General features: G+C 69.3%; 23 protein-coding genes and 1 riboswitch. Of the genes, 14 read left to right on the plus strand and 9 right to left on the minus strand.

What is annotated here, in order from left to right:
* Nucleotides 1-82: 82 nt before the first annotated feature.
* The 7 genes from AC1Q5B_RS09485 to AC1Q5B_RS09515 all read left to right on the plus strand — a co-directional run bounded on the left by AC1Q5B_RS09485 (nucleotide 83) and on the right by AC1Q5B_RS09515 (nucleotide 4,136).
* Nucleotides 83-268, plus strand: coding sequence for a hypothetical protein (locus AC1Q5B_RS09485; protein ID WP_492631435.1), 186 nt, complete (start codon nucleotides 83-85; stop codon nucleotides 266-268).
* A 9-nt stretch (nucleotides 269-277) separates the two neighbouring features.
* Nucleotides 278-475, plus strand: coding sequence for a hypothetical protein (locus tag AC1Q5B_RS09490; protein WP_492631436.1), 198 nt, complete (start codon nucleotides 278-280; stop codon nucleotides 473-475).
* Between the two features lie 30 nt (nucleotides 476-505).
* A complete protein-coding gene (locus AC1Q5B_RS09495; protein ID WP_492631437.1) occupies nucleotides 506-790 on the plus strand; it encodes a hypothetical protein in 285 nt (94 codons plus the stop codon).
* A gap of 87 nt (nucleotides 791-877) precedes the next feature.
* A complete protein-coding gene (locus tag AC1Q5B_RS09500) occupies nucleotides 878-2,014 on the plus strand; it encodes a sensor histidine kinase (protein WP_492631438.1) in 1,137 nt (378 codons plus the stop codon).
* A gap of 532 nt (nucleotides 2,015-2,546) precedes the next feature.
* Nucleotides 2,547-3,299, plus strand: coding sequence for a hypothetical protein (locus AC1Q5B_RS09505; RefSeq protein ID WP_492631439.1), 753 nt, complete (start codon nucleotides 2,547-2,549; stop codon nucleotides 3,297-3,299).
* 91 nt (nucleotides 3,300-3,390) lie between these two features.
* Nucleotides 3,391-3,792 carry a host attachment family protein gene (locus AC1Q5B_RS09510; protein WP_492631440.1) on the plus strand — a complete coding sequence of 134 codons (402 nt, stop codon included), beginning with the start codon at nucleotides 3,391-3,393 and terminating at the stop codon, nucleotides 3,790-3,792.
* Nucleotides 3,789-4,136 carry a thioredoxin family protein gene (locus AC1Q5B_RS09515; protein ID WP_492631441.1) on the plus strand — a complete coding sequence of 116 codons (348 nt, stop codon included), beginning with the start codon at nucleotides 3,789-3,791 and terminating at the stop codon, nucleotides 4,134-4,136. Before AC1Q5B_RS09510 ends, AC1Q5B_RS09515 begins: the two co-directional genes overlap by 4 nt.
* 1 nt (nucleotide 4,137) lies before the next feature.
* Here the strand turns inward: AC1Q5B_RS09515 and AC1Q5B_RS09520 are convergent, their stop codons facing one another.
* Nucleotides 4,138-4,320 (minus strand): hypothetical protein, encoded by a 183-nt coding sequence (locus AC1Q5B_RS09520; protein WP_492631442.1) that lies wholly within the window; start codon nucleotides 4,318-4,320, stop codon nucleotides 4,138-4,140.
* Nucleotides 4,321-4,754: 434 nt separating this feature from the next.
* Between AC1Q5B_RS09520 and AC1Q5B_RS09525 the strand changes: the two genes are divergently transcribed.
* Complete coding sequence (locus AC1Q5B_RS09525; RefSeq protein ID WP_492631443.1) at nucleotides 4,755-6,860, plus strand: putative bifunctional diguanylate cyclase/phosphodiesterase; 2,106 nt, start codon at nucleotides 4,755-4,757, stop codon at nucleotides 6,858-6,860.
* Nucleotides 6,861-6,963: 103 nt separating this feature from the next.
* Here the strand turns inward: AC1Q5B_RS09525 and AC1Q5B_RS09530 are convergent, their stop codons facing one another.
* Complete coding sequence (locus AC1Q5B_RS09530; RefSeq protein ID WP_492631444.1) at nucleotides 6,964-7,323, minus strand: glycine zipper 2TM domain-containing protein; 360 nt, start codon at nucleotides 7,321-7,323, stop codon at nucleotides 6,964-6,966.
* Nucleotides 7,324-7,531: 208 nt separating this feature from the next.
* On the opposite strand from AC1Q5B_RS09530, the gene AC1Q5B_RS09535 reads away from it, so the two are divergent.
* The 3 genes from AC1Q5B_RS09535 to AC1Q5B_RS09545 all read left to right on the plus strand — a co-directional run bounded on the left by AC1Q5B_RS09535 (nucleotide 7,532) and on the right by AC1Q5B_RS09545 (nucleotide 8,732).
* Nucleotides 7,532-8,023 carry a pyridoxamine 5'-phosphate oxidase family protein gene (locus tag AC1Q5B_RS09535; protein ID WP_492631445.1) on the plus strand — a complete coding sequence of 164 codons (492 nt, stop codon included), beginning with the start codon at nucleotides 7,532-7,534 and terminating at the stop codon, nucleotides 8,021-8,023.
* Between the two features lie 155 nt (nucleotides 8,024-8,178).
* Nucleotides 8,179-8,484 (plus strand): hypothetical protein, encoded by a 306-nt coding sequence (locus AC1Q5B_RS09540; protein ID WP_492631446.1) that lies wholly within the window; start codon nucleotides 8,179-8,181, stop codon nucleotides 8,482-8,484.
* Between the two features lie 5 nt (nucleotides 8,485-8,489).
* Nucleotides 8,490-8,732 carry a hypothetical protein gene (locus AC1Q5B_RS09545; RefSeq protein WP_492631447.1) on the plus strand — a complete coding sequence of 81 codons (243 nt, stop codon included), beginning with the start codon at nucleotides 8,490-8,492 and terminating at the stop codon, nucleotides 8,730-8,732.
* 331 nt (nucleotides 8,733-9,063) lie between these two features.
* On the opposite strand, the gene AC1Q5B_RS09550 is transcribed toward AC1Q5B_RS09545, so the two are convergent.
* The 4 genes from AC1Q5B_RS09550 to AC1Q5B_RS09565 are packed head-to-tail and all read right to left on the minus strand — an operon-like array spanning nucleotide 9,064 to nucleotide 13,616.
* Complete coding sequence (locus tag AC1Q5B_RS09550; RefSeq protein WP_492631448.1) at nucleotides 9,064-9,738, minus strand: NHL repeat-containing protein; 675 nt, start codon at nucleotides 9,736-9,738, stop codon at nucleotides 9,064-9,066.
* A gap of 34 nt (nucleotides 9,739-9,772) precedes the next feature.
* A complete protein-coding gene (locus AC1Q5B_RS09555; RefSeq protein ID WP_492631449.1) occupies nucleotides 9,773-10,993 on the minus strand; it encodes a helix-turn-helix domain-containing protein in 1,221 nt (406 codons plus the stop codon).
* Nucleotides 10,994-11,043: 50 nt separating this feature from the next.
* Nucleotides 11,044-11,502, minus strand: coding sequence for a hemerythrin domain-containing protein (locus AC1Q5B_RS09560; protein WP_492631450.1), 459 nt, complete (start codon nucleotides 11,500-11,502; stop codon nucleotides 11,044-11,046).
* Between the two features lie 20 nt (nucleotides 11,503-11,522).
* A complete protein-coding gene (locus tag AC1Q5B_RS09565) occupies nucleotides 11,523-13,616 on the minus strand; it encodes a catalase (RefSeq protein ID WP_492631451.1) in 2,094 nt (697 codons plus the stop codon).
* A 172-nt stretch (nucleotides 13,617-13,788) separates the two neighbouring features.
* Here AC1Q5B_RS09565 and AC1Q5B_RS09570 point away from each other — a divergent pair, with 172 nt between their 5' ends.
* Nucleotides 13,789-14,217 carry a VOC family protein gene (locus AC1Q5B_RS09570; RefSeq protein WP_492631452.1) on the plus strand — a complete coding sequence of 143 codons (429 nt, stop codon included), beginning with the start codon at nucleotides 13,789-13,791 and terminating at the stop codon, nucleotides 14,215-14,217.
* Nucleotides 14,218-14,425: 208 nt separating this feature from the next.
* Here the strand turns inward: AC1Q5B_RS09570 and AC1Q5B_RS09575 are convergent, their stop codons facing one another.
* The 3 genes from AC1Q5B_RS09575 to gcvP all read right to left on the minus strand — a co-directional run bounded on the left by AC1Q5B_RS09575 (nucleotide 14,426) and on the right by gcvP (nucleotide 20,632).
* Nucleotides 14,426-15,670: a cation:proton antiporter gene (locus AC1Q5B_RS09575; RefSeq protein ID WP_492631453.1), complete on the minus strand. Its 1,245-nt coding sequence runs from the start codon at nucleotides 15,668-15,670 to the stop codon at nucleotides 14,426-14,428.
* Between the two features lie 50 nt (nucleotides 15,671-15,720).
* The gene (locus AC1Q5B_RS09580; protein ID WP_492631454.1) at nucleotides 15,721-17,571 is read right to left on the minus strand and encodes a hypothetical protein; all 1,851 of its coding nucleotides are present in this window, start codon (nucleotides 17,569-17,571) and stop codon (nucleotides 15,721-15,723) included.
* A 157-nt stretch (nucleotides 17,572-17,728) separates the two neighbouring features.
* Nucleotides 17,729-20,632, minus strand: a complete 2,904-nt coding sequence (gcvP, locus tag AC1Q5B_RS09585) for an aminomethyl-transferring glycine dehydrogenase (protein WP_492631455.1) — start codon at nucleotides 20,630-20,632, stop codon at nucleotides 17,729-17,731.
* Nucleotides 20,633-20,673: 41 nt separating this feature from the next.
* A riboswitch (glycine riboswitch) is annotated at nucleotides 20,674-20,793 on the minus strand.
* Nucleotides 20,794-20,994: 201 nt separating this feature from the next.
* Between gcvP and AC1Q5B_RS09590 the strand changes: the two genes are divergently transcribed.
* Both AC1Q5B_RS09590 and AC1Q5B_RS09595 read left to right on the plus strand, forming a co-directional pair.
* A complete protein-coding gene (locus AC1Q5B_RS09590; RefSeq protein ID WP_492631456.1) occupies nucleotides 20,995-22,248 on the plus strand; it encodes a multidrug effflux MFS transporter in 1,254 nt (417 codons plus the stop codon).
* Between the two features lie 17 nt (nucleotides 22,249-22,265).
* On the plus strand, nucleotides 22,266-22,676 hold the full coding sequence (locus AC1Q5B_RS09595; protein WP_492631457.1) for a hypothetical protein: 411 nt from the start codon (nucleotides 22,266-22,268) through the stop codon (nucleotides 22,674-22,676).
* The last annotated feature ends 18 nt before the right edge of the window (nucleotides 22,677-22,694 follow it).

The raw sequence follows: 22,694 nt of genomic DNA on the forward strand, positions 1-22,694 counted from the left end.
ACGCTGAAAACGCCAACGTTGTCCTCACGGTTCGTCAACGTTGCGGCGGCCACGCTGGATGCCCACAAACGAGGAACCCGCCATGGATCGCAAGACCCGGGACACCCCGTCGTTGTCCCCCAATCCCGTCGAACGCCAGCGTCGCCCCGACGGGGCGCTCGCGCCGGGCGAATCGACGGGCAAACGCACCAATGAAGAACGCAACGATCCGGAAGCCGAACCCGGCGCCGCCGACGGACAGCCTCGCCCCTTTTCCCCACAGATCTGAGGAGATCCCATGACGCCATTGGACAAGCCGCTCCGCCGCGAACTGACGCTCGGCGAACAGGCCTACACGCTCACCATCGATCCCGCCGGCCTGAAGCTGGTGGAAAAAGGACGCCGCAACGGCATCGAAGTGCGCTGGAGCGATCTGGTGTCCGGCGACGCCGGACTGGCCGCCGCGCTGCAGGCGTCGACGGCCGCGAAAAGCTAGCGCGCCGCCTCGGCGCGCAGGAGATACGACATGAGCCGCAGCCCCCACGTCCTGGCGCACGGCACGCCGCAGCCCACCGAGCCGGGCAAGCCGACGCCGCCCGGGCAGCCGACGCCGCCGGGTACGCCGTCCGAACCCGGCAAGCCCAGCGAACCGGGCAAGCCGAGCGATCCGTATCGCCCCGAGGATCCGGAGGCGCCGCCGATGCCGCGCGATCCGGGCGATCCGGACGACGTGCCGGGCGGCCCCGACCGGCCACCGGACGCGGACACGCACATCGACGATCCGCGCGACCCGCGCAGCATCGCCGATTGAGGCGTTCCGGTCGCAACGACAGGGGAGGCGGACGTACACGACACCACGCAAGAACACCATCACGCAGAAGGAAGCCACGGAGTGCTCATGCGACTTGCCGATTTCATCGAAGCGAATACGCAGCGCATCCTCGATGATGCGGTGGCATTCGCCATCACCCAGGCGCCGAGCGGCGCGCAACTGAACCACAAGCGCCTGCGCAACGATATCCCGCTCATCCTGCGCGAGATCGTCGCCGACCTGCGGACGCCGCAGAGCCCGGCGCAGCAGCGCGCCAAGGCGCAGGGGCGCGCACCGGTGTCGCCGGGTCCGGAATCGGCCGCCACCAGCCATGGCCGCAGCCGTGCCGACGATGGCTTCGGCGTCAACCAGATGATCGCCGAATACCGCGCGTTGCGCGCCTCGGTGCTGTGGCGGTGGGCCGCGGATGAAGCGCTAGCGACGGGTTCCATCGAGGACATGATCCGCTTCAACGAAGCGATCGATCAGGCGGTGGCCGAATCGCTGGTGGAGTTCTCGCGCACCGTGGAGTCGTGGCGCGATGTCTTCCTCGGCGCCCTGGGGCACGACCTGCGTGGCCCATTGACGGCCGTCGTCGGCACCGCGGACCTGCTGGTCGACAGTACCCGCGACACGCCGCATGCGCGCTACGCCGAGCGCATCCTGAGTGGTGGACAGCAACTCAGCCGCCTGGTGGATGGCCTGCTCGACTACAGCAAGAGCACGCTGGGCGCGGGCATGACGCTGCATCGCGGCGCGTGCGACCTGGGCGAGGCGATCACGGAAGAAGTCGACCTGCTCCGCACGACGCTGCACGACACACCTATCTCCCTGCACGTGGAGGGCGATACCTGCGGCCATTTCGACGACGCGCGCCTGCGCGAAGCCGTGCACAACCTGGTCACCAATGCCGCCAAGTACGGCGACGAGGGGGGCGAGATCCGCGTGACCGTCGCCGGCGACGCCAGCCGTGCCTGCATCGCCGTGAGCAATGCGGGTGATCCTTTGCCGACCGATGCGCTCAATGCGTTGTTCGAGCCCCTGCGCCGCGGTTCGAAAACCGCCAACAAGGGTGAGCACACCAGCCTGGGACTGGGTCTGTTCATCGTGCGCGAGATCGCCACCGCGCACGGTGGCGACGTCAACGCCCGCGTCGAGGCCGGCCGGACGATCTTCGTCATCAACCTGCCGCGCGAGGAAGTGGGCGCTTCGACGGCTGCGTGAGCAGGCGGGTAAGGGCGCATGCTGCGGATGCGCAGGCATGATCCTTGACGCGGGGCATCAGTGCATGACGGCGCTACAGTCCTTCTCCCCGTGACAACGGGGAGAAGGTGCCGAAGGCGGATGAGGGGCGCGCTTTACCGTCGTGCTCGCGCACTGGCGTCATCGGGCAGATGCTCGCGATGTCCGGTTTCGCTGCCCACGTTATCAATGCGGTTCCGAAAACCCGCAAGTGTGGACATGACAACACGTCGCTCACCGCCACGCCCGACCCTCACCGGCTCACCGGGCACCAACGGGCACCAACGGGCGCAATGCCCGCTGCGTCGAACGCACGCACGTCGTTCGACGTGCGATGCGCACCGTGATCGAGAAGCGATGCAGACGACGGATGTTGATGCGGCGTATGCGCCAGCCTGAAGCGAGTGCACACGATGGTCACGCGCCATGAGGAAGATCGGAGTCACGCCGCCCGCAACGATGAGTGCGCCGGCTCTCTTCCGACAACTTTCCTCTTTCATGCAAGGACACGACGATGACCCGCGATACTTCACAACGTGATGCAAACCGTGACCCCATCAGCGGCGCGCCGGGTTCGCACCCGGTCGGCGTCGGGGTGGGTGGCGTGGCGGGCGGCATGGCCGCCGGTGCCGTGGCCGGTACGGTGTTCGGTCCCATCGGCACGCTGATCGGTGCGGCGGCCGGTACCGTCATCGGCGCTGCCGCCGGCAAGGGCGTCGCCGAGCGCATCGATCCGACCGGTGAAGTGGACTACTGGCGCGAAACCGCGCGCACGCGTCCCTACTATTCGGACGAATACGACTTCCAGCGCGACTACGCCGGCGTCTATCACGCGGGCGCAGTGGCGCGCGGCGAATATCCCGAGCAGTCGTGGGAAGACACCGAGCGCCGCCTGCAGGCCGGTTGGGAAGAACGGCGCGGCGAGTCGCGCCTGGCGTGGGAGCAGGCGCGCCCGGCCCTGCAGGACGCTTGGGAGCGCGCCGACCGTACGTACGATGCCTATGCACGGACCGACGAGCAGTTCTCGCAGCGCTTCGACAGCGCACCGTACCGTCAGGACGGCGAGGACTTCGACGACTACCGTTCGGCGTACCGCTACGGCACCTACGCGCGCAGCCAGTATGCCGACCGCGAGTGGGACGACGGCCTGGCCACCGACCTGGAACGTGGCTGGGATCGCGCGCGCGGTGGTTCGCGCCTGACCTGGGAGCGCGCCAAGCATGCGGTCGCCGACGCCTTCACGCTCGACCGCCAGAAGCCGCACTGACACATGCCGGCGGCGCCGCTGCACCCGCGTTCCTTCCACGGGAAGGAGCGTGGTGCAGCGGTACTCCTGCATTCGGGTAAAGGAGAACGACATGACCGCAGTGCCCACTGACGCGCTGGTGGTGGTCGCGGACGGCGAGGGCGCCCGTATCTTCCGCAACCGCGGCGAGCACGGCACCGCATCGCTGCACCAGTACGATCTGCTCGAGCTGATGAACATGAATGACGATGGGCCGGCAGGGAGCATGCCCGGCGAATCTTCCAGCCGTCAGATCGACGAAGCCACCTTCGCCAAGCAACTCGCCCAGGGATTGAACCGCGGCGCGCTGAAGCAGCAGTACGCGCACCTCGTGCTGGTGGCCGATCCCGTCACGCTCGGCCGCGTGCGTCCTCTGCTGCACAAGGAAGCTGCCCAGCGCATCGTGGCCGAGATCGGCAAGGACCTGACCAACCGTCCGCGGGACGCGATCGAACAGGCCGTGGCGGCGGCATGACCTACGTGGCCGACTACGCGGCGGTGGAGCCGGCGCGCTCGGCGGTCGAGGCGTTGCCGGGCAGGGTGGTGCTCGAATTCGGTGCACCCTGGTGCGGGCACTGCCAGGCAGCGCAGGCGGCGATCCGCGCCTTGCTGGATGGCAGGCCGGAGGTTGCGCACCTCAAGGTGGAAGACGGCAAAGGGCGCCCGCTGGGCCGCTCCTTCGGCGTGACGTTGTGGCCGACCGTGATCGTGCTCGAGGACGGGCGGGAACGTGCACGCGTGGTGCGACCGGTCCGCGCGTCCGATCTGGACGCGGTGCAGGCGTCGCTGCCGTCGACCGGCGGCGACGCGTCGCGCTGAGTCAACGCGGAACGGTGTCGCGCGCGCCCGGATAGTCCTGCTCCGGATCGCGGGGTTCCTTGTCTTCGTGCGGCACCTCGGGCTGGTCGTGTTCCTTCCACGTCGCCTTGTCGTTGCGATGCCGGTCGGGCGTGTTGGCCTTTTCGCTATCGCTATGGGGATTCGAAGGGTTGCGCGCAGTCATCGGGTCACGCCTGCCGGGAGGCTTCGATTGCACGCGATGCGGAGTGACGGAGAAGTGATCGGGCGCGGGCGTTGCCGTAGCGCCTCTCGCCGCGTGTAGCGGGCCTGCGTTCCCGGCGCCCGACGGACGCACGAGCGCACGAGCGCACGAGCCCGAGCAGCGCGTCCATGCCACTGCGCCAGCTTGCGCAGGATGATCTGGTGGTTCTCGCGCATCCCCTGTCCGTCCAGGGAGCGGTCGCCTGCCGCAGGCGGCCGCCGTCGGGCGTTTCCCGTGCCTGCGGCGGCGGCGGGGCGTCGCGTGGACGGCCCGCACACGATGTGTGACCGCGCTCGCACAATGGATCACGCCCGTGCCGGTCGTCGGCGGACCGCTTCATTCTTGAATCGCCAGCGCCGTTAACGGCTTCAGGAGAGGGCTACCCGGCACGTTCCATGGAAGCAGGACTCGTCGCAACCTATGTGCCCGAGCTGGTGATCACGTCGTTCGCCGTGGCCGTCATGGCCTCGTACGCGGCGCTGAAGACCACCGGCCGCATCCGCGCCAGCGATCCGGTGGCGCGGCGCTGGTGGCTGGGCGGTGGCGCGCTGGCGATGGGCATCGGGGTGTGGTCGATGCACTTCATCGGCATGCTCGCGCTGCGCCTGCCGATCCGCCTGGGCTACGACACCGGCATCACCCTGCTGTCGCTGCTGATGGCGGTGGCCGCCAGCGGCTACGCGTTGTGGCTGGTCACGCGCGACCAGGTCACCCGCCTGCGCCTGCTGAGCGGGGCGGTGGTGATGGGGCTCGGCATCGCCGCGATGCACTACGTGGGCATGGCGGCGATGCGGATGGATCCGCACATCGTCTATCGGCCGCTGTGGTTCGGCGCGTCGCTGCTGATCGCCATGGTGGCGGCCGGCGCCGCGCTGGCCATCGCCTACCGCCTGCGCGACAACGCACGCCATGAACGCCTGCATCGCGCGCTCGCGGCCGGCGTGATGGGCGTGGCCATCGTCGGCATGCATTACACGGGCATGGCGGCGGCGTACTTCCCCGCCGGGTCGATCTGCAGCGCCGCGCTGGGCGCGGGCCTCTCGCCGGACTCGCTGGCCTGGCTCGTGGTGGTGGTGAACACCGCCGTGCTCGGCACCGCGATCGGCGCGAGCGCACTGGACCGGCTGCTGCACGAGCGCACGGCGCGGCTGTCGGCTTCGCTGCAGCGGGCCAACCAGCAGTTGACCCATCTGGCGATGCACGACGCACTGACCGGTCTGCCCAACCGGATGATGCTGATCGACGAACTGCAGGAGCGCATCCTGCGCGGGCGGCGGTACGGAGGACGCTTCGTCGTGCTGTTCATCGACCTGGACGGTTTCAAGGGCGTGAACGACGCCTTCGGGCACCACGTCGGCGATGCGCTGCTGATGCGTGTCGCCGACACGCTGCGGCGCATGGCGGCGGCCGACGACACGGTGGCGCGGCTGGGCGGCGACGAGTTCGTGATGGTCAGCCGGGTGACGGAAACCGGCGAGGCCACGGTGCGCGGCGAGCGCCTGCTGGCCGCGCTGGCCGAATCGACCCGGCTGCAGGAGAACGACGATGTGACGGTCAGCGCCAGCATCGGCATCGCGCAGTATCCCGGCGACGGCGAGGACGCGCAGACGCTGATCGCCCATGCCGATGCGGCGATGTACTTCATCAAGCAGGCCGGTCGCAACGGGCTGGCGCTGTATGCCCCGTCGATGGGCGACGAAGTACAGGGGCAGCTGCAGCTGATGTACGAACTGCGCAAGGCACTCGAGCGCGGGCAACTGGTACTGCACTACCAGCCGCAGGTACGCGCGGTGGACAACGGCCTGGCCGGCATGGAAGCGCTGGTGCGCTGGCAGCACCCACGCCTGGGCCTGGTGATGCCCGACCGGTTCATCGCGCTGGCCGAACGCGTCGGCCTGATCGTGGATCTGGGGCAATGGGTGCTGGACGAGGCGTGCCGCCAGTGGGCCGCCTGGCGCCGCGCCGGCGCGCGCGTGCCGACGGTGTCGGTGAACCTGTCGCCGGTGCAGCTGCGCAGCGGTCATCTGGTGGCGCAGGTTGCCACGGCGATGCGCCGGCATGGCCTGCCGCCCGGCGCCCTGACGCTGGAGATCACCGAGTCGATGGCGATGCTGGAGCCCGAGCGCACTGTCGACGTGCTGACGCAACTGACGGCGATCGGCACGCGCGTCTCGCTCGACGACTTCGGGACCGGCTATTCTAGCCTGTCCTACCTGGCCTCACTGCCGGCCCATGAATTGAAGATCGACAGGCAGTTCGTGCGGCAGATGACCACCGGCTCGCGCCATGCCGCCATCGTGCAGTCGGTGGTGATGCTCGGCCAGCAGCTCGGTCTGGAGGTGGTGGCCGAAGGCGTCGAGACGCTGGAGCAGAAGCAGATGCTGGCGGCGATGGGTTGCCACCGGCTGCAGGGCTACTACATCGGCAAGCCGCGGGCGGTCGACGACGCGGCCGCACAGGCAGCGCAGGCGCCATCGGCGGCGTGGGGCACGCATGGCTAGCCTGGCCGGGGTCGTGCGCGACGCGTGCGCTATGGACAAAAGAAAGGCGCCTGCGGCCTCGTCACCGCAGGCGCCGATGGCACCTGTCCTGCGATAGCTGCGCTCAGCGGTACACGCGCTCGCAACGGCGCTCGACCACGCGGTCGCCCCGGTTCTCCTGGCTGTTGCCCTGCACCTTGCGGCCGATCGCGCCACCGGCGACGGCGCCGCCCACGGTCGCGACCTTCTTGCCGTTGCCGCTGCCCACCTGGTTGCCCAGCAGGCCGCCGACGACGGCGCCGATGGCAGTGCCGGCGACACGGTTGGGATCGCGGCTGTTCTTCTGTACTTCCACATTGCGGCATTCGATCCTGCTGCCGTCGCTGAAGCGGCGGCCTTCGTCCTGCGGACCGTATGTCTGGGCAGCGGCGGCCGACATCACCGACATCAGGCCGAGCGACAACAGATAGCGGGAAGTTTTCATGGACCATCTCCTGGTGGAATCGCCAGCGCAGGCTGCGCGCGCCGCCGCGAACGCCGGGTGAAACGGCGCAACGCCGTTCATGCGCCAGTGCGCCGGCCGTGACGGCTGCACGACAAAGATGACGCAGGGCTGACGGGACCCCGTCGCGTTGACGGCAACGCGACAGGGCGGCCCCTAGCGTGCAGGCAACACCGACGAGGAACGCGCCATGCATACGCCCGAAGAACTGGAAAAGAAGTTGTGGAAGGCGATCAAGTCCGATCGCACGATGATGCTGGGGCTGGATGGCGTGGAAGACGGCCACACGCGGCCGATGACCGCGCTGCTGGAACACGAGGGTCGCGGTCCGCTGTGGATCTTCACCGCCACCGACAACCTGCTCGCGCAGCGGACGGCGTCGCCGCAACGGGCCATCGCCACGTTCGCGTCGATGGGGCACGACATCTTCGCCAGCCTGCAGGGCTCGCTGGTGCGCGACGACGACCGTGCCGTGATCGAGCGGCTGTGGAATCCGTTCATCGCCGCCTGGTACGAGGGCGGCAAGGACGATCCGAAGCTGGCGCTGTTGCGCTTCGATGCGGAACACGCGGAAATCTGGCTCAACGAACACAGCCTCCTGGCGGGGGTGAAGATGCTGCTCGGTGTCGACCCCAAGGAAGACTACGAGGACAAGGTTGCGGAAGTGAACCTGCGTGCCTGACAAGGCCCGATAGGCCGGAAGTCACGGTTTCACAACGGCAGATGACTCGGCAGGGTGCGGCTTGGCCGCACCCTGTTTTCATGCGCGTGATCAACGACAACCGCGGCGGGAACAGGGGCCGGCACGCGACGATCACCGACCGGATGTCATGCCCCATGCTGCTGTACTCGCAAGCCCAACTGCATACCCTGCTGGACCGACTGGACACCAGCGACGCCCGTACCACCGGCCAACTCGAAGCGCTCACCGTGTGGGTCGCCGCGCTGGTGCAGAGCCATCCCGATGGCGAACGCCTGCGCGCATCGGCGCAGGCGTTGTCCGCGCGCAACCCGTTCCGCGCGCTGTGCCAGCATCAGGAAGAAGTCGGCGCCTACGACGCCACGTTCTGCCAGTTGCAGTCGCTGGCGGGACCGGCGGACGTCACGCCGCGCATGCGCACGCCGTTGCCGCCGAACGTATGAAACGCATGTCGCCCGATACCGGGCGCCGGCGTGCGCGCCGGCGCGATGCAGGCGCGGATGCGGAGGTGATGCCCTTGTGCGTCGCCGGCGTGTTCGCGGCGGCGGCCGTGGCGATGGCGACGCTCGTGACGCCTGCTTCGCTGCGTTTTCCCGCTACGGCGACAGCAGCCCTTGCGGCATGCGATCCGCCTTCGGTCGTCCACGCATGCCCGACGACGCCCGTGGCGGGAGACGAACGCGACGAGTGACGTCGGGAAAAAGAGGGTACCGCGCCAGCGATCCTTCAACGGGGACGCACCTGCAGCCGAACTGGACGAAGCTAGGGCTTCGCACAACGGTACCCGCGTGGCCGCCGTGGCTGTTCACCTGGATCCGGCTCGCCGCCGTAGCGGCATCGACCACGGCTGCAGTGTCGCGTGGGGTTCGCAAAGATCGCGTCAACGCGGCGCGGGAGGGCACGCGCAACTGCGTGCCCGGTCACACGATGGCGTGAACGTGTGCTGTCCTCCGATCGCAGTGCCTGCCGCGCGAGTGCCCACGTCCATACGGTGGGCGCCGCATTGCGCGGCGCGGCCGGATTCAGGCGGCGCGGGCAGGCCGGCGCACGGCGCGGAGCTTGCCGCTGGGGCCGCCGCCGCAATAGAACAGGTCGCCACCGTCGGATTCCAGCCCGCTGATGCCGACGCCCGCGGGCATGTCGACGCGCTGGATGACGTGGCCATCGTGCGGATCGATGCGGCGCAGGTCGCTGTCATCGCCTTCCCAGGTGCCATGCCACAGATCGCCATCGATCCACGACACGCCGGTGACGAAACGGTCGGACGCGATGGTGCGCAGGATCTCGCCGGTGGCCGGATCGATCTGGTGGATGCAACGGTCGCGGTACTGGCCCACCCACAGGCTGCCCTCCGCCCAGGCCATGCCGGAATCGCCGCCCGCACCCGGTGCGGGAATCGATGCGACCACGGTGCCGGAGGCGGGATCGATCTTGTCGATGCGTGCTTCGGTCAGCTGGTAGAGGTGGGTGCCGTCGAAGGCGGTGCCGGCATCGGCATGGGAGGCGATGCTGCGCACGACAGCGCCGCTCGCCGGCTCGATGGCCAGCAGGCGCTCGCTGGTGGCGGCCCATACGTGACGACCGTCGTGGGTCACGCCGTGGATGCTGGGCGCGCCGTCGAACGGGCCGTATTCGCGGACGATCTCCGCGGTACGGGACGGGGCGGTATCGCGGTGGGGAGAGGCGGGACGGCTCATGCGGAACTCCGGATGCGGTGGATGTGCGGCCAATCTACGCAGGCGGCGGCACGGCAGGGAGTAACAAGATGGTCGTGAATCCGGACAGCGGCGGCGCCAGCCAGCGCTGCGCGCGTGCGCGACCGATCGAACGCGCCTGGCCCGCGCTTTCCAGCGCGACGAGCGCGCGCTGCACCGAACGCTGGTGCATGCCCGTGGCGAGCGCCAGCGACGAGGTGGACCAGGCCATGCCGTCCGCCAGCAGGCCCTGCAGCGTGGCCTGCTCGCCATCCAGCGGCGGCGCCAGCACCGCGACGTTGCGTGCATGGTGCGGCACCAGCTGGAACCCGCCTGAGGTCGCGGTGATGCCGGCGAAGGGAGCGACCAGGCGGCGCAGGCGCCCGATTTCCACGCGCAGCCGCGCGCGATGCGTCTCGTCGGGATGGCGCGTACGGAACACGCGTGCGATCAGGACGTTGCGCTCGATATCGCCTGGCCAGCCTTCGGCCAGCGTGCGCAGCAGGGCGAACAGGACGGGTCGGCGGGCGAGTGGCAGCATCCGCCGGCCATCGCGCAGGGCATGGCGTACGGCATCGACGACCAGCGTGCCGCCGTCGAGCAGTGCTTCGATCTCGTCCAGCCGCACCGGCTGCTCGTGGCCCGCATGCAGCATGCGCGCGGCCGGACACTGCAGCGCTGCCGCGACCGCCGCGACTTCCGCCACGAGCGCCGCGATGCGGGCCTGCTCTGCCGCGGTCTGCGCGCGCTGCAGGGCGTGGCGGGCGTCGCGCGTGCGCAGCGAGCGCAACGCGATCTCGGCAGCGGCGAGCGCGGCCAGCGCACGGTGCGCCGGCGGCGCATCATCGAAACTGTCTGCGTCCAGCACCGCGCTGGCGGCGTCGAGGCGACCGAGCAGCAGGTGCTGGCGCAGGAGGACCAGGCGTGCGTGCAAGGCATTGGTGCGGTCGCCGTGCGCGGCCAGCGTACGCGCGGCGTCATCGAGCGGCCGGGAGGCCGCCCCCAGGTCGCGCAACGCCAGGGCGACTTCCGCCCCTGCCACCACGCAGCGCGCCCGCGCGACCGCTTCCCGCGGGCCGAAGCCACGGCTGGCGCGGCGCAACAGGTCGCGTGCGCGCGGGTAATCACCGAGCTGCGCCATCGCGATGCCGCGCAGCGCCAGCGCGTCGGGATCCTCGCGCCAGCCCACGTGCCTGAGGGCGCCCAGGATGTCGCCGGCGGCCAGCGCCCGGCCTGCGGCCGCGATCAGGGAGTCCATGCGCGCAGGCTACCGCGGACGCGTGGTGCGTGGCGCAGGGATGCCGCCGGCTACGCCGATTCCAGTTCCCGGCGCATGCGCGCGTAGTCGCGCCGGTACTGGCGGGCGAGCCGGGTCTTTTGCGTCGCACTGAGGATCTTGCCCGACACCTGGAAGAATTTCTTTTCCTCCTCGCGCAGGTGGTGGTGCACCTTTTCCGACAGCTCGCGCGCCTTCTTCCCCCAAGCGGCGTAACGCGGATCGAGCGACTGCAGGTCCTCGACCAGTTCGTCCATCTCATGGTGTTCGTGCAGCGCATGGCGGGACGGATCCAGGCCGCGGTCGTCCATCAGGATGGGGACGTACAGGAAGCGCTCTTCGGCCGCGGCATGCGCGGCCAGTTCGATGCGCAATGCGGTGAACAGGTCCAGCCGTGCGCGCGTCCCGGCCTTCGAGCGCAACAGGCGCCGGCACAGCGAGCGCTGGACGTCGTGGCTTTCACGCAGGGCGTCGTAGAGGGTTTCGGGCATGGACGGTGTCCTGGCGGCCGTCAGGGGAGCGTGCGGACGTTCGGTTCGCGGGCGTACTGGCGCGTCTTCGCTGCCTTGATGAAGGCGCCGGTCTCGGCCGCATGCACCACGCCGGCGTCCTTGCCGATGCCGGCCGCCCCGATGACCGCCGCCGCACCGTCGTCGTGCGCGATCGCCTTGAGATGTCCGAACGCATCGCGCACCCAGTCCACCGCCGCGGCCTCCGCTGCCATCGCCTTGCCGGCGGTCTCCGAGAGCACGAGCGCCACCGCATCGAACACCATCGACGGCGTGCCGGCGAGTTGTCCGTCCGCCGGCAACCGCTTGCCGTTGCCGAGTTTCGCCCCGCCGATCTTCGGCGCCACGATCTTGACCTGCGCGCCATCGGCTTCCGCCGCCTTGCGCAGGGCCGCCACCGTGGCCGCGTCCGAGCCGTCGTCCACCAGGATGCCGACGCAACGGCCCTGCAGGGTCGGCTTCATCTTGCCGATGATCTGCAGCGCGGGCGAGGGCGGCATGTCCTTCGGCTTGACGGTCGTGGGCGGCGCAGGCGGCAGTGCGTCCAGCCCCAGGCCATCGGCGACACGCCGGGCGAGATCGGCATCGATATGGCGCAGGTGACCGACGATGGCCTCGCGCACGTGCGGGGTTTCCACCTTCGACAGTTCGAACACCAGCGCGCCCGCCATGTGCGCCTGCTCGGGCGCGGTCTGGCTGCGGAAGAACAGCCGTGCCTGGCTGTAGTGGTCGGCGAAGCTTTCCGGCCGCACGCGTCCCTTGTGGCCGTCGGCGATGCTGGCATGGCTGCGAAAACCGGCCGGCGTCTCGCGCGGCGTATCGGGCTGCAGGCTGCTGGGTTCGTAGTTGACGCGTCCCTTCGGCACCTGCATCTGCATGTGGCCGTCGCGCTGCAGATTGGCGAACGGGCACTTGGGCGCATTCACCGGGATCTGGTGGAAGTTGGGCCCGCCCAGGCGCGAGAGCTGGGTATCCAGGTACGAGAACAGCCGGCCCTGCAGCAGCGGGTCGTTGCTGAAGTCGATGCCCGGCACGATGTTGGCCGGACAGTAGGCGACCTGCTCGGTCTCGGCGAAGAAGTTGTCGGGCCAGCGATCCAGCACCATCCGGCCGACCACCGTCAGCGGTACCAGCTCTTCCGGAATCAGCTTGGTGGGATCGAGATGATCGAACGGGAAGGCGTCGGCCTGTTCCTCGCTGAACAGCTGCACGGCCAGCTCCCACTCGGGGAAGTCGCCCTTCTGGATCGCCTCGAACAGGTCGCGGCGATGGAAGTCGTTGTCGGCGGCCTGCAGCTTGACCGCTTCGTCCCAGACCGTGGACTGGAGGCCGAGCGTGGGGCGCCAGTGGAACTTGACGAAGGTGCTGTTGCCCCTGGCGTCGAGCAGGCGGAAGCTGTGCACGCCGAAACCTTCGATCATCCGCAGCGAACGCGGGATCGTGCGGTCGCTCATCGCCCACATGATCATGTGGAAGGCTTCCGGCGTCAGCGAGACGAAATCCCAGAACGTGTCGTGCGCGCTGCCGGCCTGCGGGTAGCCGCGGTCGGGTTCCATCTTCACCGAGTGCACCAGGTCGGGAAACTTCATCGCGTCCTGGATGAAGAACACCGGGATGTTGTTGCCCACCAGGTCCCAGTTGCCTTCCTGCGTGTAGAACTTCACCGCGAAGCCCCGCACGTCGCGCGGCGTGTCCACCGAGCCGGCGCCGCCGGCCACGGTGGAGAAACGGCAGAACACGGGGGTGCGCACGCCGGTCTCGGTGAGCACGCGCGCGGTGGTGTACTTCTTCAGCGACTTCGTCAGTTCGAAGTAACCGTGCGCGCCGGTACCCCGCGCATGCACGATGCGCTCGGGAATGCGCTCGTGGTCGAAGTGGGTGATCTTCTCGCGCAGGATGAAGTCTTCCAGCAGCGTCGGCCCCCGCCCGTGCGCGCGCAGCGAGTTCTGGTTGTCGCTGACCGGGATGCCCTGGTTGGTGGTCAGCGGCGGGTGCTTGCCGCCGGCACCGAAGTGGAGTTCGCCCCCCTCGCCGCGCGTCGCGTGGTCGGCGGTGGGACGAGGGGAGGATTTGGCGGGGGATTTGCGCGCAGCCATCGGGGATCTCCTGGACGACGTGGGGCCACCGCGGGGTGGCACGCTTCATCATCGGCGTCGCCGCGTGGACGCCGCGTTAGGAGGCGTTGACGGCGGGCCGACGCGCGGTCGCGGACACTGCCTGTCCGCATCCGGTGGCATCACTGCCGCCTTTCCCCTTGGAGATGACGCAATGGAAACCCATGAACTGCACCGCGGCCGCCTGATCGACCACATCCAGCTGGTCGTGCGCGACCTGCAGGCCAGCAAGGCCTTCTACAGCGCGGTGTTCGACGTGCTCGGCGTGCCGATGGGCGGCGAGGGCGACCAGTACTTCTGGGCCGACGAACTGTTCGTCTCCACCGCAGACAGCGCAGCGGCGGATGGCGCGTTGACCGGGCGCCACCATCTGGCCTTCCAGGCGCAGGACCGTGCGATGGTGGACCGGTTCCACGCCGTCGCGCTTGCGCATGGCGGGAAGGACAACGGTGGGCCAGGCCTGCGCGATTACCATCCCGGCTACTACGGCGCGTTCGTGCTGGACCCGGACGGCAACAACATCGAAGCGGTGTATCACGGCGAAGCGAAGCGCAGTGCGGCGTCGGTGAAGGTGGAGTTCTGAAAACTTCTCCCCGCGTGGCGGGGGAAGGTGCCGAAGGCGGATGAGTGGCGAGCGCCGGGCGTGGAGGCATCGCGTTACGTCGATCGCCCTGGCTCCGTTCGCTACTCGGTCGCCTCCGTCGGAGACGTCGCGACCTGATCTGGATGCGCGAGGCGTGTCGGGCGTGGTGCCGGATGCACGATCGCCACCGCCGCGCGCGACGCGAACGTTATGCGGTCTGGCGGCCGCCGGTGTCGGCCAGCGCGCGGCGTCGCACGAGGGCACGGAAGAACGGGCCGGTCAGCAGCGTCGACAGCACCGCGAGGGTGACGAGCGCGGCGAACGCCTGTTCCGACAGCAGCCCTTTGTCGCGCAGGATGGTGGCCGCGACGATTTCCATCAGGCCCTTGCATTGCAGCAGTGCGCCGACCGCCAGCGTCTCGCGCCGCGACAGCGTGGAGACCGGCGGGCAGACCAGCACGGCCGCCAGTTTGGCCAGGACGGCAATCACCAGCAGGGCGAGCGAGGCCTGCAGCGATGCCCAGCCCAGCGCGCTGCCGTCGATCTTCAGGCCGCTGTGGCCGAAGAACAGCGGCGCGAGGCCGATCAGCGCGAACTGGCCCAAGCGTTCGACCGGCAGGCGCTTCGTCCACGTTGCGGGCACCATCGCGCCGCCGAAGTAGGCGCCCAGCAACGCATGCAGGCCCAGATGGGAACTGGCCCAGGCCCCGGCGGCCAGGAACAGCGGCAGCGCGAGCCACACGACCCATGCGGGCGGTTCCACACGCATCCGCTGGGCGAGCGGGCCGGCGGCGGCGAGCAGGACGAGCGCGCCGAGGGCGAGCAGCGTCGGCGAAGCGGCGTCGACGAGCAGCGAGCCGCCTTCCGCGGCGATCAGCAGCAGTGCCAGACCCGTCCACAGCACGGCGTCGTCGATCACCGCGATGCGTATCGCCAGTTGCGTCAACGGGCGATGCAGCGGGCCCAGTTCGCGCACGATGCCGATCAGCACCGGCAGCGCACTGACCGCGAGGCACAGGCCGATCGCCAGCGCGCCCATCCAGGCGCCGCCTTTCGGTGCGTCCCAGCCCGGCAGACCGGTGAAGTAGACGTGCGCCGCCAGCGTGCCCAGCGCGAACGGCAGCAGCAGCGCCATGCCGGCGCTGGCGATGAAGCGCGTGGCCTGCGTGCGCGGCAGCGGCGCGGTATAGGGTGCGCTGGGCAGGTGCGCGGACTGGCGCGTTTCCAGGCCGGCGGTGAACGCGAGCAGCAGCACGCCGACGAAGCCGACGTGGTCGCCGGGTTGCGAGGGCACGCCCCAGCCGGGGGGCAGTACGCCGGTGGCCGCCAGCAGCAGGCCGATGACGATCGGGATGACGGCGATCGGGATCGAGCGCCCCAGCGCCCGCCAGACGGTCCAGGCCAGGCCGATGAAGATCAGGGCGTCGAGGGCGAAGGCGGTGAGGCTGGACATGGCGCGATGATAGCGGCTGCCATGGCGCTCGATTCAGGCCAGGCGCGGCATCACGGGCTGGCGGGAACGCAGGTCAGTTCCACCACGATCCGTCCGCCCGCGGGCAGCGCAGGCAGGACGACGCCGCCCGCGGACTGCAGCGCGGACACGGCGATCGGTCCGCTGGCCACGCCGCCGGGACACAAGGCCCCGCCGGTGCCCTCGCAGGTGGCGCTGCCCGATGCGGGCGCCGCCAGGCAGTCCAGGTTCGCCACGGCGGGGTCGCGCAGGATCGTGCCGTTCGCCGCGGCGGGACCGGCGTTGTTGACCGTCAGGGTGAACTCCACGGGTTCGCCGGCGATGGCCTGCGCCGCGCTGGCGGTCTTGGTGATCGACACGTCCGCCCGGTTGGACACGGTGACCGATACGGTGTTCGACGTGGCCGTCTTCGCCTCGTTGAGCGACGCCGAGACGTACGCGGTTTCCGCAGTGTTGGGAATGGTCGCGTTCTGCGGCGTGGTGGCGTTGACCTGCACGCGGAAGCGCAGGCTGCCGCTGGTACCGGGCGACAGCGTGCCGCCCGCCAGGCCGTTCGCCCCGGTACCCAAGCGGAAGACGACGCGGTTGTTGGCGGCGTCGAAGTTGGCCTGGTCGTCGCCGGGCGCATCGCTCTTGGGACCGGCGTTGGGGCCGGCGACGATCTGCAGCGAACCGGGTACGTACGTGGTGTTGGCCGGGATGGCATCGGTGACGACCACCTGCAGGGCGCCGTCGTTGCCGGTGTTCCCGTAGGCGATCGTGTACTCGAGGATGTCGCCGGTGCCGACGGTGCCGCCGTTGAGGTCGGTCACCGACTTGATGAAGTTGGAATCGATCACCGGCTCGAACACCAGCGTCGAGAACAGGATCGCCGCAGGGAAATAGGTCTCGCCGCCGGTGGTGAAGGTCAGCGTGGCCGACGTGGCGTTGTTCGGCAGCAGCGTGGTGTCGAACAGGTCGGCGTCGAAGCCCAACTGGTTGGTGTAGTTGGGACTCTTGGCGGTGAAGTAGGTGGCGCCGCTGCTGATCGTGGAATTGAACGCGTTGCCGACCGGGTTCAGCGCGTTGCTGAGGTTGGCGCCGTTGACCTGGAAATTGTCGCCGGTGCTGTCGCGGTCGCCTTCGTACGCGATGAAGCCGACGCGCGATGCCACCGCGCCGGTCGGCGGCGTGCGGAAACCGGTGACGGTCGTGGTGATGGCGGTGGGCGCGGTGCTGTTGATGTTGGCGTAGCCGTCGAACACCACCATGTTGCGCGGGGGCAGGGAGGGGTTGGTGACCACCACCACCAGCGACCAGCCGGCGTACCGGTCGGCGCCGCGTCCGGCCTGGATGCCGGCGACCTTGTAGGTACCCGAGCCACCGGCCTGGACGCGCGAGGTGACGTCGGCCATGGCCGAGAAGCGGGTGCCGCTGACGTCCACGGTCGCCGCGGTGGTGTTGGCGTAGCCCGACGCCGGGGTGGCGAAACGCACCACGTTGCGGCTGGCCGGCGCAGGCGCCGCACCGCTGCCGCCGCTGCTGGTGTCGGCGCCCCAGTACAGGCCGGCGAACACCACCGTGCTGCCGGCCGGGATGCTGAGCGTGGCGGTGGAGGAGTTCTGCGGCGAGGTGGTGACGTTGTCGGCGTTCACCCACTCCATCGCGAAGCTGTTGTTGTTGAAACTGCCGCCGCCCTGGGCCGTGGTGCAGTTGAGCGCCGCCGTGGGGCAGGTCATCAGCGTGTTGCCGATCACCAGCAGGTCGCCACGCGCGGTGGTGGCGTAGCGGGGCGTGTAGCCACGGACCAGGGTGGAAGCGTCGGCGACGGTGGAGACCAGCAGGCCGGCCAGGCAGGCGATGACCATCCAGAAGGGGTGTCCCCACGATTCCGTTGACCGCATGCCGTCGCATTCCTCACGGAGCCCACTGCCCCTGAGGATTTGATATCACATTTTTGCGTGAAGACGCTTGCAGGACATGCGCCAGCGCCCGAGCGGTTCGCGAAACGCGCGAGGCCCCGGGAAACGGGGCCTCGCGGGGTGGCACGGGTTCGGGCGCTTACGCTTCCACGTCTTCCTTGTAGGCGTCCACCGGGATGCAGGCGCACATGACGTTCTTGTCGCCGTAGACGTTGTCGACGCGGGAGACCGGCGGCCAGTACTTCTGCAGCTTCAGCGTGGCCAGCGGGAATGCGGCCAGTTCGCGCGGGTAGGCGTGGGTCCATTCGCTGGCCATCACCCGCGTGGCGGTGTGCGGGGCGTTCTTCAGTGGGTTGTCCTCGCGGTCCAGGCGGCCGTCCTCGACCGCGCGGATCTCCTCGCGGATCTCGATCATCGCGTCGATGAAGCGGTCCAGTTCGTGCTGCGATTCGCTTTCGGTCGGCTCGACCATCAGCGTGCCGGCCACCGGGAAGCTCAGCGTCGGCGCGTGGAAGCCGAAGTCGATCAGGCGCTTGGCGACATCCTCGGCGCTGATGCCGGTGCGGTCCTTGATCGGGCGCAGGTCGAGGATGCATTCGTGCGCCACCAGCCCGTTGCGGCCGGTGTAGAGCGTCTCGAAGTGCGGTTCCAGCCGCTTGGCGATGTAGTTGGCGTTGAGCAGCGCCACCTGCGTGGCCTTGCGCAGGCCGGTCGCGCCCATCAGGGTGATGTACATCCAGCTGATCGGCAGGATGCTGGCGCTGCCGAAGCTGGCCGCCGACACCATGCCCACGTCGCCTTCGCCGCCGAGCCTCTTCGGCAGGTACGGCGCCAGGTGTGCCTTCACCGCGCACGGGCCGACGCCGGGGCCGCCGCCGCCGTGCGGGATGCAGAACGTCTTGTGCAGGTTGAGGTGCGACACGTCCGAACCCCACTTGCCCGGCTTGGCCACGCCGACCAGCGCGTTCATGTTGGCGCCGTCGGTGTACACCTGGCCGCCGTGCTGGTGGACGATGTCGCAGATGGCGACCACGTCCTCCTCGAACACGCCGTGCGTGGACGGGTAGGTGATCATGATCGCGGCCAGGCGGTCGCTGTACTTCTCGGCGGCGCGGCGGATGTCCTCGACGTCGACATTGCCGTTGGCGTCGCACTTGGTCACCACCACCTGCATGCCGCACATCTGCGCGCTGGCCGGGTTGGTGCCGTGCGCGGATTCGGGGATCAGGCAGATGTCGCGGTGGGCGTCGCCGCGTGCGCGGTGGTAGGCGCGGATCGCCAGCAGGCCGGCGTACTCGCCCTGCGCGCCGGAGTTCGGCTGCAGGCTGACGGCGTCATAGCCGGTGCACTCCACCAGCATCGCTTCCAGTTCGTCGATCAGCTGCGCGTAGCCGGCGGCCTGCTCGGCCGGCGCCAGCGGGTGGATGTTGCCGAATTCCGGCCAGGTCACCGGGATCATCTCGGCGGTGGCGTTGAGCTTCATCGTGCAGCTGCCCAGCGGGATCATGGTGCGGTCCAGCGCCAGGTCCTTGTCCGACAGCGCACGCATGTAGCGCAGCAGTTCGTGCTCGCTGTGGTGCGTGTTGAACACCGGGTGCGTCAGGAAGTCGCTGCGGCGGCGCAGGGCGTCCGGGATCAGCGACGGCGCGCTGGCGTCCAGCGCGTCCACCGAAGGCAGGGTGGCGCCTTCGCCAGCGAACACGGCCCACAGCGCGTCGATGTCGGCGCGGGTGGTGGTCTCGTCCAGCGAGATGCACAGCGAGCCGTTGCCGCGCACGCGCAGGTTGAGGCGCGCGTCGCGGGCGCGGACCAGGATGGCGTCTCGGGCGTCGCCCGGCTCGATGCACAGCGTGTCGAAGGCGCTCGCGTGCACGGCCGGATAGCCGAGCGTGCGCAGGCCGGCGGCGAGGATGGCGGTGAGGCGGGCGACGCGGCCGGCGATGCGCGCCAGGCCTTCGGGACCGTGGTAGACGGCGTACATGCTGGCCATCACCGCCAGCAGCACCTGCGCGGTGCAGATGTTCGACGTGGCCTTCTCGCGGCGGATGTGCTGCTCGCGCGTCTGCAGCGTCAGGCGGTAGGCGGGCTTGCCCTCGGCATCGACCGACACGCCGATCAGGCGGCCCGGCATGCTGCGCTTGTAGGCGTCGCGGCAGGCCATGAAGGCCGCATGCGGACCACCGAAACCGAACGGCACGCCGAAGCGCTGCGAGTTGCCGATGACGATGTCGGCGCCCATCTCGCCCGGCGGTTTCAGCAGGGTCAGCGCCAGCAGGTCGGTGGCGACGACGAACAGCGCGTTGTTCGCATGGATGGTGTCGGCGTCCTTCGACCACTCCTCGACCCAGCCGCTGGACGCGGGGTACTGCACCAGCACGCCGAAGTAGTCGCCGGCGGCGAGCTTTTCGTGGAAAGCGTCGGTCGAGCGCACGACCTCGACGGTGATGCCGAGCGGCTCGGCGCGGGTGGCCAGCACTTCCAGCGTCTGCGGGTGGGTGTCGCCAGCGACCAGGAAGGTGTTCGACTTCGACCTGGCCGAGCGCTTGGCCAGCGTCATCGCCTCGGCGGCGGCGGTGGCCTCGTCCAGCAGCGAGGCGCTGGCGATCTCCATGCCGGTCAGGTCGGTGACCATCGTCTGGAAGTTGATCAGCGCTTCCATGCGCCCCTGCGAGATTTCCGCCTGGTAGGGTGTGTAGGCGGTGTACCAGGCCGGGTTCTCGAGGATGTTGCGCAGGATGACCTTCGGCGTGTGCGTGCCGTAGTAGCCCTGGCCGATGAAGCTGCGGAACACCTGGTTGCGGTCGGCGAGCGCGCGGATCTTGGCCAGCGCCTCTTCCTCGTTGATCGGCGCGGGCAGGGCCAGCGGCTGCGCGGACTTGATGTTGCCCGGGACGATGGCATCGGTCATCGCATCCATCGAATCGTGGCCGACCACGCGCAGCATGTGCGCGATCTCGGCGTCGTTGGGGCCGATGTGGCGTTCGAGGAACGCGCCGTGGTGCTCGAGCTCGCGCAGGGAAGGGGTGTTCGACATGGGAGGCATCCGGAAGGGCGAATAGGGCCAGCGTGCGGAAGCCGCACGTGGGATGCCCCTCTGTCCTTTTGCCTGAGAGTTTGGAAGCGCGCCGACGAGGATCGCGTGCTTCGTGCCCCTTCGGCGCCGGTGCGGCCACGAGGGCGACCGGTCTCTCCAGAGTGTTTGCAGCAGCGGTGGTATCGGGCCTGAGCGATTACGGGCGTTTGCGCCTTCGGCAGCACGTCGCGGGCGACGGGCTTCTCCCACCTGAGTCTTGCCGGCGGATTATAGCCCGCTGCGGCGGGCTGCCGGCGGTTTGGGCGTACCATGTGCGACCCGGCGCGGCCTGTTCATGATGCCCCGCCGCGCCTGTCCGGAGTTTCCCCGCAATGAGTGCCCCCCACGCCATTTCCAACCGCCGCCTGGCCCTCCTGCTGGGCGGGCTGGCGATGTTCGGCCCGTTTTCGATCGACACCATCTTCCCGGCGTTCCCGGCCATCGGCGCGCAACTGGGTGCCGACAAGGTGGCGATGCAGCAGACGATCAGCGTCTACCTGCTGACGTACGCGCTGATGAGCCTGGTGCATGGACCGCTGTCGGACACGTTCGGGCGCCGGCGGGTGATCCTGGGCGGGCTGTTCGTGTTCCTGCTGGCTTCTGTCGGCTGCGCCCTGGCCACCGACATGGGCACGCTGCTGCTGTTCCGCGCGGTCCAGGGCCTGTCCGCCGGCGTCGGCTTCATCGTCGGGCGTGCGGTGATCCGCGACGCGCGCGATGGCGACGATGCGCAGCGGTTGATGAGCCAGGTGTCGATGATCTTCGGCATCGCCCCGGCGATCGCGCCGATCGTCGGCGGCTGGATCCTGGGCTGGAGCGCGTGGCCGATGATCTTCTGGTTCCTGGCCGGCTTCTCGCTGCTGTTGATGGCGGCGGTCATCGGCTGGCTGCCGGAGACGCATCCGCCGGCGGCGAGGCTGAAGGTGTCGCCGCGCGTCCTGCTGCGCGACTACGTCGGCATCGCGCGCAATCCGCGCTTCCTGCGGCTGGCGGCGGCGGGCTCGCTGAGCTTCGGCGGCCTGTTCCTGTACATCGCCTCCGCGCCGGCGTTCGTGATGGACCTGCTGCACCTGGACGAGCAGCAGTTCGCCTGGCTGTTCCTGCCGACCATCGGCGGCATGGTGCTGGGCGCGTTCCTGTCGGGGCGCGCCGCCGGGCGCATCGAGGGCACGCGGCTGGTGAGGATCGGCTACGCCTGCATGGCGCTCGCGATGGTCGCGAACGTGGGCTACAACGCCTGGGCGGGCGCGGACATCGACGTGCCGTGGGCGGTGCTGCCGATGATGCTGGCGGCGCTCGGCGTGGCGCTGGTATTCCCGATCCTGACGCTGGCGATCCTCGACATGTATCCGCGCCAGCGCGGTGCGGCGTCGTCGCTGCAGGCGTTCAGCAATCTGATCGTCAATGCGGTGATCGCGGGGCTGCTGTCGCCGTTGTTGAGCCATCATGGCCTGCATCTGGCGCTTGGCATGGCCGGCTTCACGCTGCTGGGCTGGCTGATGTGGCAATGGGAAGCGCAGGCCCACCGTCGCCGCCTGGCATGCCCGCAGAACGCCGCCGCCCTGGAACCCACCGATCAACTCTGACGTACCGCGAGGACCCCATGTCGATCCAGTCCAAGGCCCGCCGCGAGGCGAAGAAGCGCAAGGCCACCAAAGCGCACAACCAGGCCCGCGCGAACGCGCCGGCCATCGAGCCGCACGCCGAGTTGCGCAATCCGCAGGGGGACCTGCTTGCCGGCGTGGTGCGCCAGGCGGGCGTGTGGGTGCTCGGCATGGACGGCCGCATCGCCGGCAGTTCCGACAGCGCGGCCGAGGTGCTGGCGATGATCAAGCAGGCCGCGGCGCTGCACGAGGCGCAGGGCAACGCCGCGCGTCTGGTGTATTCCGACGAACTGCGCGATACCGCGGTGATCGAAGCGGCAGCGCAGGGGCTGACGCTCGAGCAGTTCGAGGCGCAACTGGCCGAACAGATGAAGGCGCGCAAGCCGGAGCCGTCGCCGGACGTGAACTGAGGCTCGCGTTGAACCGGG

Source organism: Pseudoxanthomonas sp. GW835-FHT14C01 (assembly GCF_058793715.1).